The 15,927-nt window shown below is 32.1% G+C and carries 15 protein-coding genes; 11 read left to right on the plus strand and 4 right to left on the minus strand.

Annotation, left to right across the window (positions count from 1 at the left end):
• Positions 1-64: 64 nt before the first annotated feature.
• The 4 genes from ACFPTQ_RS09885 to ACFPTQ_RS09900 form a co-directional block, all read right to left on the minus strand.
• Positions 65-1,345 (minus strand): NAD(P)/FAD-dependent oxidoreductase, encoded by a 1,281-nt coding sequence (locus ACFPTQ_RS09885; RefSeq protein WP_379776989.1) that lies wholly within the window; start codon positions 1,343-1,345, stop codon positions 65-67.
• A 57-nt stretch (positions 1,346-1,402) separates the two neighbouring features.
• Complete coding sequence (locus ACFPTQ_RS09890) at positions 1,403-2,749, minus strand: DEAD/DEAH box helicase (protein WP_379776991.1); 1,347 nt, start codon at positions 2,747-2,749, stop codon at positions 1,403-1,405.
• A gap of 41 nt (positions 2,750-2,790) precedes the next feature.
• Positions 2,791-4,341 carry a DEAD/DEAH box helicase gene (locus ACFPTQ_RS09895; RefSeq protein ID WP_379776993.1) on the minus strand — a complete coding sequence of 517 codons (1,551 nt, stop codon included), beginning with the start codon at positions 4,339-4,341 and terminating at the stop codon, positions 2,791-2,793.
• 104 nt (positions 4,342-4,445) lie between these two features.
• Complete coding sequence (locus ACFPTQ_RS09900; protein ID WP_379776996.1) at positions 4,446-4,973, minus strand: DUF6155 family protein; 528 nt, start codon at positions 4,971-4,973, stop codon at positions 4,446-4,448.
• A 99-nt stretch (positions 4,974-5,072) separates the two neighbouring features.
• Here ACFPTQ_RS09900 and ACFPTQ_RS09905 point away from each other — a divergent pair, with 99 nt between their 5' ends.
• The 11 genes from ACFPTQ_RS09905 (at position 5,073) to ACFPTQ_RS09955 (ending at position 15,917) form a co-directional block, all read left to right on the plus strand.
• The gene (locus tag ACFPTQ_RS09905; protein WP_379777212.1) at positions 5,073-5,348 is read left to right on the plus strand and encodes a DUF3817 domain-containing protein; all 276 of its coding nucleotides are present in this window, start codon (positions 5,073-5,075) and stop codon (positions 5,346-5,348) included.
• 151 nt (positions 5,349-5,499) lie between these two features.
• Positions 5,500-5,907 carry a glyoxalase gene (locus ACFPTQ_RS09910; protein WP_379776999.1) on the plus strand — a complete coding sequence of 136 codons (408 nt, stop codon included), beginning with the start codon at positions 5,500-5,502 and terminating at the stop codon, positions 5,905-5,907.
• Between the two features lie 238 nt (positions 5,908-6,145).
• Positions 6,146-6,859, plus strand: coding sequence for an alpha/beta fold hydrolase (locus tag ACFPTQ_RS09915; protein ID WP_379777002.1), 714 nt, complete (start codon positions 6,146-6,148; stop codon positions 6,857-6,859).
• Between the two features lie 45 nt (positions 6,860-6,904).
• The gene (locus ACFPTQ_RS09920) at positions 6,905-7,849 is read left to right on the plus strand and encodes an ATP-grasp domain-containing protein (protein WP_379777005.1); all 945 of its coding nucleotides are present in this window, start codon (positions 6,905-6,907) and stop codon (positions 7,847-7,849) included.
• 96 nt (positions 7,850-7,945) lie between these two features.
• Positions 7,946-9,052 carry a carboxylate-amine ligase gene (locus ACFPTQ_RS09925; RefSeq protein ID WP_379777215.1) on the plus strand — a complete coding sequence of 369 codons (1,107 nt, stop codon included), beginning with the start codon at positions 7,946-7,948 and terminating at the stop codon, positions 9,050-9,052.
• A 34-nt stretch (positions 9,053-9,086) separates the two neighbouring features.
• The gene (locus ACFPTQ_RS09930; RefSeq protein WP_379777008.1) at positions 9,087-9,917 is read left to right on the plus strand and encodes a type 1 glutamine amidotransferase; all 831 of its coding nucleotides are present in this window, start codon (positions 9,087-9,089) and stop codon (positions 9,915-9,917) included.
• Between the two features lie 2 nt (positions 9,918-9,919).
• The gene (locus ACFPTQ_RS09935) at positions 9,920-11,113 is read left to right on the plus strand and encodes a hypothetical protein (protein WP_379777010.1); all 1,194 of its coding nucleotides are present in this window, start codon (positions 9,920-9,922) and stop codon (positions 11,111-11,113) included.
• Between the two features lie 240 nt (positions 11,114-11,353).
• Positions 11,354-11,911 (plus strand): gluconate 2-dehydrogenase subunit 3 family protein, encoded by a 558-nt coding sequence (locus ACFPTQ_RS09940; RefSeq protein WP_379777013.1) that lies wholly within the window; start codon positions 11,354-11,356, stop codon positions 11,909-11,911.
• Positions 11,912-11,948: 37 nt separating this feature from the next.
• Complete coding sequence (locus ACFPTQ_RS09945) at positions 11,949-13,652, plus strand: GMC oxidoreductase (RefSeq protein WP_379777016.1); 1,704 nt, start codon at positions 11,949-11,951, stop codon at positions 13,650-13,652.
• 13 nt (positions 13,653-13,665) lie between these two features.
• Complete coding sequence (locus ACFPTQ_RS09950; RefSeq protein ID WP_379777020.1) at positions 13,666-14,832, plus strand: Gfo/Idh/MocA family protein; 1,167 nt, start codon at positions 13,666-13,668, stop codon at positions 14,830-14,832.
• A gap of 32 nt (positions 14,833-14,864) precedes the next feature.
• Complete coding sequence (locus ACFPTQ_RS09955) at positions 14,865-15,917, plus strand: sugar phosphate isomerase/epimerase family protein (protein ID WP_379777022.1); 1,053 nt, start codon at positions 14,865-14,867, stop codon at positions 15,915-15,917.
• The last annotated feature ends 10 nt before the right edge of the window (positions 15,918-15,927 follow it).

A 15,927-nucleotide genomic window follows, 5' to 3' on the forward strand; every position in this document is an offset into this window, starting at 1 on the left:
GATTTCACTATAAAAAAAACCGATACAATTTCTGTATCGGTTTTAGTAGTATCAATAAAAGAAATTATTTTGCAACATCTTCTACTTTTACTTTTTTATCAGGTCTGATAATCATTCGTAATGAATTGTCTTTTGCAAAATACGAAATCATCCAGTTGTAGAATGTTCTAACTTTATTTCGGTAAGTAATCAAAGAAATTAAGTGAATAAATAACCAAATTAACCAAGCAAATGTTCCTTTAAAATGCATTTTTGGTTTTGGTAAATCCACTACCGCCTTAGCTTTTCCAATTATTGCCATCGAACCTTTATCTACATATTTGAATGGAACTAATGTTTTTTGATTAATAGCATTTTTAATGTTTTTAGCTAAATTAATTCCTTGTTGAATAGCTACTTGTGCTACTTGTGGATGTCCATGTGGGAAAGCTTCATCATTAAACTGAATACAAGTATCACCAATGGCGTAAATATTTGCAGTGTCTTCAATTTTATTATAAGCGTCTGTTTTTAAACGTTTTCCACGACCGTAACATTCTGTTGGAAGACCTTTAAATTCACGTGCTGTAACACCAGCAGCCCAAATTAAGTTCTTTGTTTGAATGGTGTCACCATTTGCGAAATATACGGTATCATTTACATAATCTACAACGTTGTTGTTTAATTTTACAATAACTCCTAAATCAGTAATAGCTTTGTAAGTATCTTCCTGAGATTCTTTACTCATTGGAGTTAATAAAGCTGGCGCTCCATCAACCAAATAAATATTACTTGCAGAAGTTTCTAATTCAGGGTATTCTTTTAAAAGAATGTTTTTACGCATTTCTGCAAACATTCCAGAGATTTCAACCCCTGTAGGCCCACCTCCAGCGACAACTACGGTTAATAATTTTCTTCTTTTACGAATATCTTTGGTGATTGCAGCTTTTTCTAAATTTTTAAGCAAGGTATTACGCATTACGATGGCATCGTTAAGCGTTTTCATTGGAATAGCATTTTTACGCACATTTTCCATTCCAAAATAACTCGTCTCTGCACCAGTTGCAAAAACCAATTTGTCATAATTTAATTCGCCATTGCTTAGAATAACTTTATTCTCAGCAGGCACAACTTCGATTAATTCTCCTAAACGAAATTGAAGGTTCTTTTTGCCAGCAAAAAATTTTCTAAATGGATAACTAATACTTGATGGTTCTAAATAAGCTGTAGCAACTTGATAAATAAGTGGCGGAAAAAAATTATAATTGTTTTTATCTACCAAAGTCACATGAACCCCTTCTTGATTTAGTAGTTCCTTTGCAAGGTTTAATCCAGCAAAACCGCCTCCGATTATTACGATTTCCATAGTTTTAAAATTTAAAAATAACATCTTTCGCTTGGTGCCAAGGATGTTGTACCGTTTTTAGTTTTTATTTTTAGTTTTTTGTTTCTTAACTGGTTTTTCTGTTGCCTGACTTTTGTTTTGCAACAAATAATTGGCTAGTATTTTTTCAACCAATTCATCCTTGGTCAAATGATGAAAAATGGTTTTAATTTTGTTTTTTAATTCGGCATCCACCTCATGGTTAGGCTTTGTTTTGAAAATTTGTTTTGCCCAAAGTAAAGTGTTGTTGTCTTCAATACTCTCTGTTGATGGTTTTGCAAATGGTTTGAATTGAATCCCTAGTTCTCTTTCAAAATCAGCAATTTCAATTTCTTCCTCCGCTTGTAAAACGGTTAACGACAATCCCTTCGCTCCTGCTCTAGCCGTTCTTCCACTACGATGAACATAATTTTCATAGGTATCAGGTAAATGATAATTGACTACATACGTAATTTCTTTAACGTCTATTCCTCTTGCTGCCAAATCGGTAGCTACTAAAATTTTGATATGTCCTTCACGGAATTGTTCCATTATACGGTCACGAATTCCTTGAGTTAAACTTCCATGAATTGCTCCCGAAGAAAATCGGTTGATTGCAAGATTTTTAGCTAGTTTATTAACTGCAGCTTTTGTTTTGCAAAAAATAATACCTCTCTCCCCTTCTCTGGAATTCAAAAAATGCATTAAAACATCTAGCTTTTCTATTGGATCTACAATAATGTATTGATGATCAATACTTTGATTTCCAGAAGTTTCCATGTTTGCACTTACTTGAACAACATTTTTATGCAAATAATTCTGAATCAACTGTTTGACAGTGCCAGGCATAGTTGCCGAAAACAAAAAAGTTCGGTGTTTTTTAGGCAGTTCAGCCACAATTTCATCCAAACTTTCTTTAAGAATACTAACCATTTCATCTGCTTCATCCAGCACTAAAAACGAAGTTTCTTTTAGGCTTATGGCTTTTCTTTGCAACAAATCAATCAAACGACCAGGAGTAGCCACTACCACATGTGTAGGATGGCTTAAACGTTCAATTTGTGGTTTTATTGAAATTCCACCACATGTTGCTGCAATTGATATTTCTGCTGAGTTTTTTGAAAACGCTTCTAGATTTTTATAAACCTGATGTCCTAATTCTCTAGTAGGAACTAGAATTACGGCTTGAACATTTGGTTTTGAAGCATCTATTAATTGTAAAATAGGCAAACCAAATGCAGCTGTTTTTCCCGTACCTGTTTTAGCCAAACCAACCAAATCAGTTTCATTTGCCAAAAGCAAAGGAATTACTTGTTCCTGAATAGCTGTTGGCTCCGTAAGATTCAAATCAGTTAAGGATTGAACTAAAGCGGGTGAAATTCCTAATTCTGAGAATTTTTTAGACATTATTTTGTTTTACTAATTGATATAAATAACAGTTTGAAAAATTAATCTTCATCTTCATCTGGTTCGTTCATGATTTTCTCACGATACTTTTTCCCAATAAGTAAGGTTAATTTTTGTTTGTAATCCTCCACAAGCCATTCGCGGTAATTTTTACTACATTGGCTTAAGCATTTTGCATAACGTTTTATTCTGCACTCAATATCGTCATCCAATTCTTTTGCTAATAATTTAGCTTCTTGTAATGTTTCGGTATTATACACACACATAGTGGCATGCTGATCTAATGATTTATCGAGAACTACTTTTGAACGTAAATTTTGTTTGATAGCTAATTTATGCTCTTCATCCACATCAAAAGTTACGTCTTCGGTTTTGCTAAATTTAGCTCTTAATTCCGGTGGCATTGTATATTTAAAATACATTTCGATTTCGGCATCATCACGTAAATTTTCCAAATAAAATTCAGGTGATTTAAAAATGTGCTGCCAGTTTACTGGGTCACTCCACAATCCAAAACGAGCTGCGTTATTTCCCAAATCGATAACAGTAAATTCGTCTTTATTTGGTAATTTTCTGGAACCACGACCAATCATCTGAAAATACAAAGTCAACGATTTTGTAGCACGATTTAAGATGATAGTTTCCACTGTTGGTTCATCAAAACCTGTGGTTAAGATTCCTACCGAAGTTAAAATAGCATCCTTAGTATGCTTAAACCAGTGCAAAATCTCTTTTCTTTCTTCGTTACTACTGGTGTTGTCTAAGTGTCGAATGGCATATCCTGCTTCTCTAAATGTTTCATATACATATAAAGATGTATTGATACCATTATTAAAAATCAAGGTTTTTTTTCCTAAAGATCGTTCTGTGTAGGCATGCAGTAATTTTTCCTGCATTAAACTATTAGTGTATAAATCATCGGAAGATTTTACAGTATAATCACCGTTGATACCTACTTTTAGAGAAGTCAAACCTACATCATAACTGTAAGTCGTAGCTTTTGCCAAGAATCCTTTTTCTATCAATGAACCTATTGTATCGCCTACAATTAATTCATGGTAATTTTGATTCATTGGTAATTTAATATTGGAGCTTAAAGGAGTTGCTGTTACTCCTAATATAAATGCGTTTGCAAATGAATTTAATAATTTACGGAAAGAATTATAATGAGCCTCATCAATAATAACTAAACCGATATTGTCTAACAATAATTTTTCGTCATTAATACGGTTTTTTAGGGTTTCAACCATTGCCACAAAACAAGAATATTCGTGTTGGTCTGGTAAATCTTTAACCTTACTATTGATGATTTTATTTTTTACACCAAAACCTTTTAACATCTTAGAAGTTTGTTTACACAATTCAATTCGATGTGTTAAAACCACTACTTTTTTGTCGTGTTTAGATAGGTATCGGCGAACAATTTCAGAGAATATAACTGTTTTTCCACCACCTGTAGGTAATTGATACAGTAAATGGTGTTTTTCAGGGCCATTATCGATTCGTTCAAAAATTGCATCGATATCCCCCTGCTGGTAAGCATAAAGTTCTTTTTTTTCTTCTTTTTCTATTTCTAAAGTACTTTCGAACATTTGTTTTTGTTGAATTTTTGCAAAAATACGTCTAAAAAACAGTTCTATTGTTATATTTAATTTAAAATATTAACCAAAATTGAAATAATTTGAATTACATCTTTTTATGCATCAATTCGCTCTATAATTTGTAAAAAATCGTTCTTATTTTTCCATTTTTGTTCAATTGTTTCTTGAAACACTGCATTTATTCGGTCTTGAAATTCGCTAATAACACCATTTGCAATTGAAAATTGTACCATTTGCTCAAATGAATTGAACATACTTTTGTAAAATGCTTCTTGATTAATGGTGTTTTCGGCTGAGTAGGCTTGAGCAATTTCAATACTAAATAACATCAAATCGACAATAATGTAGGGATCAACACCTAATGTTATAAAGTGCTTAATATTTTTCTGTGCTACGGAACGACGTAATTTAGCACGTTTCTTTTTTCCTGAAGACGCAATAGGAAAATATTCGTTAGAGATTTTAAGCTTAGCTTCTTGTAATCGTTTGTCCTCTTTGGGATTAAACACAAAATCATAGTAATCTTTGACTGCACTGAATTTGTCATACAATTCCAAAATTTGTTCTTGAAGTTGTTCTTTATCCAGTTCGCTTAGATATTTCTTTAAATCTCTTTTACTCATTACAAAAAATTTTATCATTACAAATGTAAATTACTTTTGAGCTAAATAGGAATAAAACAAATGTTATTACTTATTTTTGACATCATCAATTTTTATAATATGCTTAAAATTTTCAAAATCACTGCCCTACTAGAAGGGATATCCTATTTAGTTTTGTTTTCCAATATGCTTTTTATAAAACCTAATAATTTTGAATTGTACCACACCTTATTGTATCCAATAGGAATGAGTCACGGTATTTTATTTATTGGTTATATCGTTTTGGCTTTTTTACTCAAAACATCTCAAAAATGGAGTATCAAAGATTTTGGGATTATCTTAATCGCTTCTCTACTTCCATTTGGTACTTTCTATGTAGAAAAAAAATATTGCTAAATACCTAATTGAGAGCCACATTTGAAACAACATTCTCTTGTGGCTTTTTAGTATATCTTCTTCACTGTTCAAAAACTCATAACTTTGTTAATTACTTAAGTTATACGAACTCACTTCTGAAGTATTTTTTCGCTATTTTTAAGAAAAAAAGATGAACCCAAGAGATCGTTTTTTAAGTGAATTTAGAGGAGAAACTATCGGGAGTGTTAGTACGCAATCCTCTGCGGATGAAATTTTTCAAAATGAAGTTTTGAGACCTATTTTAAAACTACAAAATGATTTATTCATAGCTTCTTTTCATAATTATATAAGTAAATACAAACGTGATTTTTATTCGCTCAGTGTCGAAAAAAAATTGGCTACAATTGAAAATTCCATTCAAAAAGACATTAAATTTAGAAATGCTCTAAAAGGAATGGTAATTGCTTTGTTCACGGTTGATGAATATTCGCAATACATTAAAAATTCGTCTAGTTTGAATAAACGAATGATGAATATGCTGATTGAAAGACTAAAAAATCAGGTTCAATTATTTGAAAAAAGTTTAATCGAACAATAATCCCTTTATTTCTTCATATAGGTTTTATATATAGCATTATTCAAAGCCTCTTTATTTTAAAGTTCTATATCGATTTAATGTTAAGAAATTAATATTAAAATTATATTTTTAACAAGAATAATCATATTTTATATAACAATATATTGTGTAGTATTATCATTTTGTTAAAAGTAAAATACTACAAATCATTTCAAGAAATAGTATCATTTTATTCTTTATAATTGTTAAAAATATAAGTATGAATGAGTGCTATTTTAAATGGTACTCTCCAAATTTGAATAGAGAAACGGAGATGCTTGTCTTTGGTCACGCAGGATATCCTGTTGTATTGTTTCCAACATCAATGGGGAGTTTTCATGAAAACAAAGACATGGGATTAATCGAATCGGTTCGTTGGTATTTAGAACAAGGGCTAATTCAAATCTATTGTCCTGATAGTATCGATAAAGATAGTTTTTACAATAAACATATTCACCCGTATCATCGTATAGAAAATCACGATTGGTATGACAAGATGGTTTGTCATGAAATCGTTGAAAAAGTTAGATACAATACCCCTTATGGAAAAGTGGTTATGGCAGGATGCAGTTTTGGTGGCTATCATGCTGCTAATTTTGCCTTCAGACATCCTGGATATGTGAGTCATTTATTTAGCATGAGCGGAATTTTTAATATCAAAAGTTATTTAGACGGCTTTCATAATGATACTGTTTTTTACCATACTCCAGATGATTTTTTACCAGGATTTAATGATTATGAACTATGGAATATGGATATTGTCTTAGGAACATCGAATTGGGATATTTGTTTTGATGCTAATCTAAAAATAAGCAAGGTCTTATCCCAAAAAAATATGGGACACTGGCTAGATATTCGTCATGAAAAAACACATGATTGGCCACTATGGAAAGAAATGTTTCCTCATTATTTATCACGAATAAAATTTAGCTAAACCAACAAAATACAAAGTATAAAAGCATTTAAGAATATGAAGAATATGAAGAAAATAGGAATCTTATTTGGGATGGAAAACAGCTTTCCTCAAGCATTTATTGATAGAGTAAATTCAAAAAACGAAAAAGATATCATAGCCGAAGCCGTTTCTATTGATAAAGTTATTCAAAATAAGGCTTGTGAATATGCAGTGATAATAGATAGAATTTCTCAAGATGTACCTTTCTACAGGGCGTTCCTAAAGAATGCTGCGTTAACAGGAACTAATGTGATCAATAATCCGTTTTGGTGGAGTGCCGATGATAAATTTTTTAATAACGCTTTAGCTGATACACTTGGAGTTCCGCTTCCTAATACTGTTATTTTACCTTCAGCAGCGCATCCTACAGATACTACTTCAAATTCTTTTAGAAATCTGCAATATCCATTGGATTGGAAAGGCATATTTGAGTATGTTAAATTCCCAGCTTACATGAAACCCTATGCTGGTGGAGGTTGGAAAAATGTATATCGCTTGGAGAACGAAGAAGAGTTTTGGGAAAAACATAAGGAAACAGGACAATTAGTTATGTTGTTGCAAGAAGAAATTGTTTTTACCCATTATTTTAGAGTATATTGTCTTGGTTGTAAAACTGTAAAAATTATGCAATATGAGCCAAGAAATCCACATCATTTGCGTTATGTACAGGACGGCCCAGCAGTTGACAAAAAATTATTGGCCACAATAAAAGATTACACCATTCGTCTTTGTAAAGGTTTAGGTTATGATTTTAATACTGTCGAATTTGCGGTGAGAGATGGTATTCCGTATGCAATTGATTTTGGGAATCCTGCACCAGATGCTGATATACATTCTGTGGGGCCTGAAAACTTTGAATGGGTAGTTGAAGAATCGGCAAAAATGGCGATTGCAGCAGCAAAAAAACACAAATCAGGTAAAATAAATTTAACTTGGGGTGATTTTATAAAAGAAGCAGTTACTCTTTAGAAATAAATTATTAATGATTTGATTAATTGATTTTTAAAATAGGTATAGTAAAGTTATTATTAAGAAAAGAAAAAGACGTTCAGGAAAGAAATGAGAATAAAAAAGTTACCTGTTTTTACACTTGGTATAGAGGAAGAATATCAAATTATAGATCCAGAAACTAGGGATCTACGCTCACACCTGTCAAAAATTGTTGATGGAGCAAAAATAGTATTAAATGAACAAGTAAAAGCAGAAATGCACCAATCGGTGGTGGAAGTTGGGACTAACGTTTGTAATAATGTCAAGGAAGCCGAGTGTGAAATTAAATTTTTACGAACAAAAATTGTAGAATTAGCAAACAAACAAGAATTGATTGTAGGCGGTGCTGGTACACATCCTTTTTCTAAATGGCAAGACCAACTTATTACTGATGATCCTCGCTATCATAATATAATCAACGAACTTCAAGACGCCGCTCGTTCCAATTTAATTTTTGGAATGCATTGTCATGTAGGAATCGAAAGCCGTGAAATTGGTTTGAAATTAATCAATCAAGCCTGCTATTTTTTGCCTCATATATTTGCTTTGTCTACTAACTCCCCTTTTTGGGAAGGAAGACAAACCGGTTTTAAATCATTTAGAACTAAAGTATTTGATAAATTTCCAAGAACAGGTTTACCTGAATATTTTGATTCTGTGGCTTCTTATGATAATTTCTTAGATACCTTAGTGAAGACCAATTGTATTGATAATCCAAAAAAGATTTGGTGGGATTTACGACTTCATCCATTTTATAACACAATCGAATTTAGAATATGTGATATGGCACTAACAGTTGAAGAAACGATGTGTATAGTATCTGTTATTCAAGCAATTGTTGCTAAATTATATCGATTAAATACTCATAATTTAAAATTTAACACCTATCGATTAGCTTTGATTAAGGAAAATAAATTTAGAGCAGCACGATATGGTATTGATGGAAATTTAATTGATTTTGGACTTCAAAAAGAAGTTGAAACCAAGAAACTTATCAAAGAATTATTAGAGTTTATTGATGATGTTGTAGATGAATTAGGAAGCAGGGAACATATTAATTATGTAAGCCAAATTTTAAAAAATGGCACAGGTGCTGATAAGCAACTTGCTGTTTATGAAGAAACTAAAGATTTAAAAAAAGTAGTTGATTTTATTACCTCAGAATTTACCAAGGGGCTTTAAAATACTTCAAGTTTGTAAAAACAAAAATGGACTAATGAAAAAGAAAAGCATAAAAATAGCTCTTTTAGATATGTACAACGGCGAACCTAATCAAGGAATGCGTTGTATAATTGATATTGTAAATCGTTTTGTTCCTTTTGTAAGTTTTAAAATATTTGATGTTAGAGGGAAATGTGAATTACCAGAAATTGATAAATATGATATTTATATATCCACTGGTGGCCCAGGAAATCCGCTAGAAGGCGACGGAATATGGGATCAAAAATATTATGCTTTCGTAGATACAATTGTAAAATGGAATATTGAACACGCAAATAAGAAACACCTTCTATTTATTTGTCATTCCTTTCAAATGGCTTGCAAGCATTTTGGTTTAGCCGAAATTACTAAAAGAAATGTTACTTCGTTTGGAATTATGCCTATAAACAAAACTAAAGAAGGTCTTACAGATATTTTATACGAAGGATTAGACGATCCTTTTTATGCTATTGATTCAAGAGACTATCAAGTAGTTCAACCTAAACTAAGTGTTTTTGCTAAAAATGGAGCTAAAATCCTTTCGTTAGAAAAAATTAGAGACCAAGCAAAATATGAAAGAGCTATCATGGCTGTCCGATTTACTGATGAAATAGTCGGAACACAGTTTCATCCCGAGGCCGACCCTATTAGTTTTATTACGCAATTAAGAAATAAGGAAGTAAAAGATAAAATTAGAAAAATGAAAGGGAAAAGAAAATTTAGAAATATGTTGGAAAATTTAATCGATGATGATAAAATTTACCGAACAAATGAAACATTAATTCCTAATTTTCTACGTTATGCCATTTCTGATTTAATGAAAACTAAAAAAATTTCATCCAATTAATTATGATTACAAAATATCGTGATTTTTTCAATGAGCAATTTTCAAGTGAAAAATACCAAGCTTTAAAGCAAGATATCACCGCTGATTTTGATTACGAACCTACCTTTAGATTGGGTGAAACACCTTTCTTTATTTCGAATGAATTAAAAGACCAATTACTTGAAGGTTGTAATGATGTTATAGCTTTAATACAAAACAACCAATTTAAATCACTTACAAATAAATCATTAGAGTTAAATAATAATGTTCCAAATGAAGATGAACACAGCACTTTTATAGCTATTGATTTTGGAATTTGTGAAGAAGATGGAAAAATAATTCCTAAACTAATTGAAGTACAAGGTTTTCCTTCGCTTTTTAATTATCAGAATAACTTATTTGAAAAATTCAAAAAACAGTATCCTTTTTTAGCCGATTTAACTCCTTTTATCAACAACATCACAAACGAAGAATATCTTGAAATTTTAGAAGAGGTATTGTGCAATAAACATCCTAAACAGAATGTTGTTTTACTTGAAATTGAACCTGAAAAACAAAACACCAAGATCGATTTTTATTATTGCAATAGAGATATCGGAATTCCTATAGTATGCGTAACAGCGGTTATTAAAAAAGGGAAGCAACTTTTTTACAAAAATGCAGCTGGTGAAGAAATTCAAATCAAACGAATTTATAACAGGGTAATTTTTGACGAACTAGATTTAAGAAAATATCTACAACTCAATTTTAATTTTTCTGATGAATTGGATGTTGAATGGGCAGGACATCCTAATTGGTTTTTTAGGATTAGTAAATTTATTTTGCCAATGCTAAAAGGAAAATATTGTATTGAAACGACCTTGCTGAGTGAATTAAAAGAAATTCCTGAGGATTTAGAAAACTATGTTTTAAAACCTTTATTTTCTTTCTCTGGTTCAGGGGTTATTTTTCACGTAAAACGAGATGATATCGAATTGGTAAAAGACAAAGAATTGTATATACTTCAAAAGAAAGTAAATTATTTACCTATTGTTCAATCTCCTGATGGAAAGGTAAAAGCAGAAGTGAGAATGTTATATGTTTGGAAAAAGGAAGATACAAACCCTACTCCTCTTTGTAATTTAGTACGACTAAGCCGTGGTGAAATGATTGGTGTAAAATACAATAAAGACAAAGACTGGGTTGGAGGAACAATTGGTTTGTTTGAAAAAGCGTAATTTATTTTAGCAACAAAATGATACTATTTTGTACAATCTAAATTACATCTAGAATATCATTTTATTTACCTCATTATCTTTTTGTTAAATTATGTGTTTTTTATAGATTAAATTTCTCTAAATATTTTTATTATATTGTATTTTTATACAAAATGAATTTTTACCTATCTTTTTTTAATTAAAATTTTTTTTAGTAAATCGTTTTAGTATATTTGTTTTTTTAACAACATTATATGAAACATGGACAGACGTCATGCAATAAAGAATTTAGCTGTACTCCTAGGTGGAGCTATTTCTGCTACAACAATGGGAGCTTTATTTGAAAGTTTTACAGTTTTAGAAAATGATACTGTATTTTTTGCGCCTCTAGAAGAAGATATTTTGGCTCAATTTGCTGATATTATTATTCCTACTACTGCCTCATCTGCTGGAGCAAAAGAAGCTGGACTAGGTAAGTTTATACCGATGATGATAAGAGATTGTTATCCAAAAGAGATTCAGGAAATTTTCATGGTTGGTTTTAAAGAAATGCAAACTAAATGCCAGAAAAACTATGGGAAAACTTTTTTAGAGATGAGCATTTTTGAGCGTCAGCAATTAATGAATGTTTTAAAAGATGAAGCTATTGAGTCCAACAAAAAACCATCCTTTTTTATTATTGCTAGAGATTTAACAATTCTGGGGTATTTTAGTTCAGAAATAGGTTGTACTCAAGCAAGAGAATACATTGCTGTTCCTGGAAGATATGATGGAAGTGCAGATTATAAACCTGGACAAAAAGCTTGGGCAATAAATTAAGAATCATAAATTTTTAAACGTAAATACAACTATTAAAGTGAATATTAATACAGATTTAAAAAAACAAAACACATATGATGCTATTGTAGTAGGATCAGGTATTAGTGGTGGTTGGGCAGCAAAAGAACTTACCGAAAAAGGGCTAAGAGTTTTGATGTTAGAAAGAGGGATGAATATAGAGCATGTAAAAGATTACGAAAATGCTATGAAAGCCCCATGGGAATTTGAACATGCAGGTAAACTTACAGAAGAACAAAAAGCTACACACCCTGTACAAATAAGAGATTATCCTTACAGCGAAGCTAATGAAAAATGGTGGGTAAATGATTTAGAGTGTCCTTACACCGAAATTAAACGTTTTGATTGGTATAGAGGATTTCATGTTGGTGGAAAATCACTTATGTGGGGTCGTCAATCCTATCGTTTTAGTGATCATAATTTTGAAGACAATGCGCGAGATGGTCATGGTAACGACTGGCCTATACGTTATAAAGATATTGCACCATGGTATGATTACGTTGAAAAATTTGCTGGAATAAGTGGACAAAATGAAAATTGGCCGTTACTACCAGATGGTCAATTCTTGCCACCAATGGAAATGAATTGTGTTGAAAAATCTGTTAAAGAACGAATTGAAAAACACTACAATAAGTCAAGAATAATGACAATTGGTCGTACTGCTAATTTAACAGTACCTCACAATGGACGAGGAAGTTGTCAATATCGTAATTTATGTAGTAGAGGCTGTCCGTTTGGAGCCTACTTCAGTACACAATCAGCTACTTTGCCAGCTGCAATGGCAACTAAAAAACTAACTGTAAGACCCTACTCTATTGTCAATCATATTATTTATGATAAAGACACTAAAAAAGCAAAAGGTGTAATGGTCATTGATGCAGAAACAAATGAAACAATGGAGTTTTATGCCAAAATCATTTTTGTTAATGCTTCTACATTAGGATCAACTTTTTTACTTCTAAACTCTACTTCAGAGGCTCATCCAAATGGACTGGGCAATGGAAGCGGACATTTAGGACATAATTTGATGGATCATCACTTTAGATGTGGTGCTGAAGCCGATGCTGAAGGATTTGAAGATAAATACACCTATGGCAGAAGAGCAAATGGTATTTATATTCCAAGATATCAAAATATGGGTAATGATAAGAGAGATTACTTAAGAGGTTTTGGTTATCAAGGAGGAGCTAGTAGAGGATTATGGCATAAAGAAGTTGCTGAGTTAGCCTTTGGAGGGGATTTTAAAGAGTTGTTGTCTAAACCCGCCGATACCTGGACTATGGGACTTGGTGGTTTTGGAGAAATGTTACCTTACTATGAAAACAGAGTTTATATTGACCATTCTAAGAAAGACAAATGGGGACAGCCTGTATTAGCAATTGATTGTGAGTATAAGGAAAATGAAGCTAAAATGCGTGAAGATATGATGTATGATGCTGCTGAAATGTTAGAAGCAGCAGGATTAAAAAATGTAAGAACATATGATAATGATTGTCATCCAGGAATGGCAATTCATGAGATGGGTACTGCAAGAATGGGTAATGATCCTAAAACATCAGTTTTAAATAAGTGGAATCAAATGCACGAAGTGAGTAATGTATTTGTAACAGATGGATCATGTATGCCATCCATAGCTTGCCAAAATCCTTCATTGACATTTATGGCATTAACTGCTAGAGCATGTGATTATGCAGTTAAAGAATTGAAGAAAAAAAACATATAGTCTCCCCTAGTTTATGAAAAGAAAATTAAGAATGGGTATGCTTGGTGGTGGAAAGAATTCTTTTATCGGAGCTATTCATCGAATTGCAGCTAACATGGATGGACTTATTGAATTAAGTTGCGCCGCATTGAGTACAAATCCAGAAAATGCTGTAGCATCGGCTAAAGAATTATTTCTTCCAGAATCCAGAACCTATTTATCATTTGAAGAAATGATAAAAGCTGAAGCAGCTTTACCTACTGATGTTCGAATGGATTTTTTGACAATAGTAACACCTAATTTTGCGCACTTTGCCCCAGCAATGATGGCTTTAGATCACGGTTTTCATGTGGTAATTGAAAAACCAGTTACTTTTTCATTAGAGGAAGCCAAATTATTAAAACAAAAAGTTGAAGATACGGGATTACTTCTTTGTTTAACACATACTTACGCTGGATACCCTATGGTTAAACAAGCGAAAGCAATGGTTACACAAGGCGAATTCGGAAAGATACGTAAAGTTTGGGTAGAATATCCCCAAGGATGGTTAAGTAGTCTATCTGAAAAAGAAGGAAATACTCAAGCAGCTTGGAGAACTGATCCTAACAAAACAGGAAAAAGTTCTGTGATGGGAGACATTGGTACTCATGCCGCTCATTTAGCAGAATATATTACAGAATCTAAAATTACGGATGTTTGTGCCGAACTAAATACGTTAGTAGAAGGACGTATTATGGATGATGATGGAGCTGTATTATTAAAATTTGATAATGGTGCTAAAGGAGTATTAATGGCATCCCAAGTTGCTGCAGGAGAAGAAAATGCTTTACGTATTAGAGTATATGGTGAAACTGGGGGCATCGAATGGTCTCAGCAAGAGCCTAATACTTTAATCGTAAAATGGCATGATAAACCAACACAAATACTTAGGGCTGGTGTAAATTATAGTTCACAATTATCCTCTTTTGCAACTTTCAATTGCAGAACCCCCGGAGGTCATCCGGAAGGTTATATTGAAGCATTTGCTAATATTTATCGCAATTTCGCTTTAAGTTTATCTTGTAGATTAGAAGGAAGAGAAGCAAGTATCGAAATGCTTGATTTTCCAACTATCGATGATGGTTTAAGAGGAATGGCTTTTATTGAAAATGTAGTTGTTTCTTCAAAATCAGATAAGAAGTGGACTCCATATATTTTATAATTAATTTCTAGTGAAAAACTTCTAATACTCACATGACAACAATACAAGGACCTGCCGTATTTTTAGCACAGTTTATCAGTCAAGAACCTCCTTTCAATACTTTGGATGGAATATGCAAATGGGCAGCTGATTTAGGTTTTAAGGGCATACAAATGCCTACTCTAGATGCTCGCTTTATTGATTTACAAAAAGCAGCAGAAAGTAAAACATATGCTGATGAATTAAATGGAAAAATAGCCTCCTATGGTTTACAGATTACGGAATTATCCACGCATTTACAAGGACAGTTGGTAGCTGTTCATCCTGCTTATGATTTGTTTTTTGATGGATTTGCTCCTGAAAACTTAAGAGGAAATCCAAAAGCTAGACAAGAATGGGCAGTTCAACAACTTAAATATGCAGCCCAGGCATCACAAAATTTAGGATTAAATGCACATGCTACGTTTAGTGGTTCATTACTATGGCAGTATTTTCACCCTTGGCCACAACGACCACAGGGATTAATCGAGGAAGGTTTTTCAGAATTAGCAAAAAGATGGACTCCAATTTTAAATGAATTTGATCAAAACGGAGTTGATCTTTGTTATGAAATACATCCAGGGGAAGATTTATTTGATGGTGAAACTTACGAAATGTTCTTAAAAAAAGTAAATAATCATCCTAGAGCCTGTTTGCTATATGATCCTTCACATTTTGTATTACAACAACTTGATTATATACAATATATTGATTTTTATCATGAACGAATAAAAGCCTTTCATGTAAAAGATGCTGAATTTAATCCAACTGGAAAACAAGGAACTTTTGGAGGATATCAAAGTTGGGCAAATCGAGCCGGAAGATATCGTTCATTAGGTGATGGACAGATTGATTTTAAAACAATTTTCAGCAAATTAGCACAATATGATTTTAAAGGCTGGGCTGTAATGGAATGGGAATGCTGTCTTAAAAATCAAGAAGATGGAGCACGAGAAGGCGCAGCATTTATTAAAAACCACATTATTAAGGTCACAGAAAAGGCATTTGATGATTTTGCTGCAGTTAAAGTCAACAACGAATTAAACAAAAAAAGTTTAGGATTATAAATAATAAAAA

Origin of the sequence: Flavobacterium sp. GCM10022190 (assembly GCF_042656445.1) — a bacterium.
Taxonomy (GTDB): domain Bacteria; phylum Bacteroidota; class Bacteroidia; order Flavobacteriales; family Flavobacteriaceae; genus Flavobacterium; species Flavobacterium nitratireducens.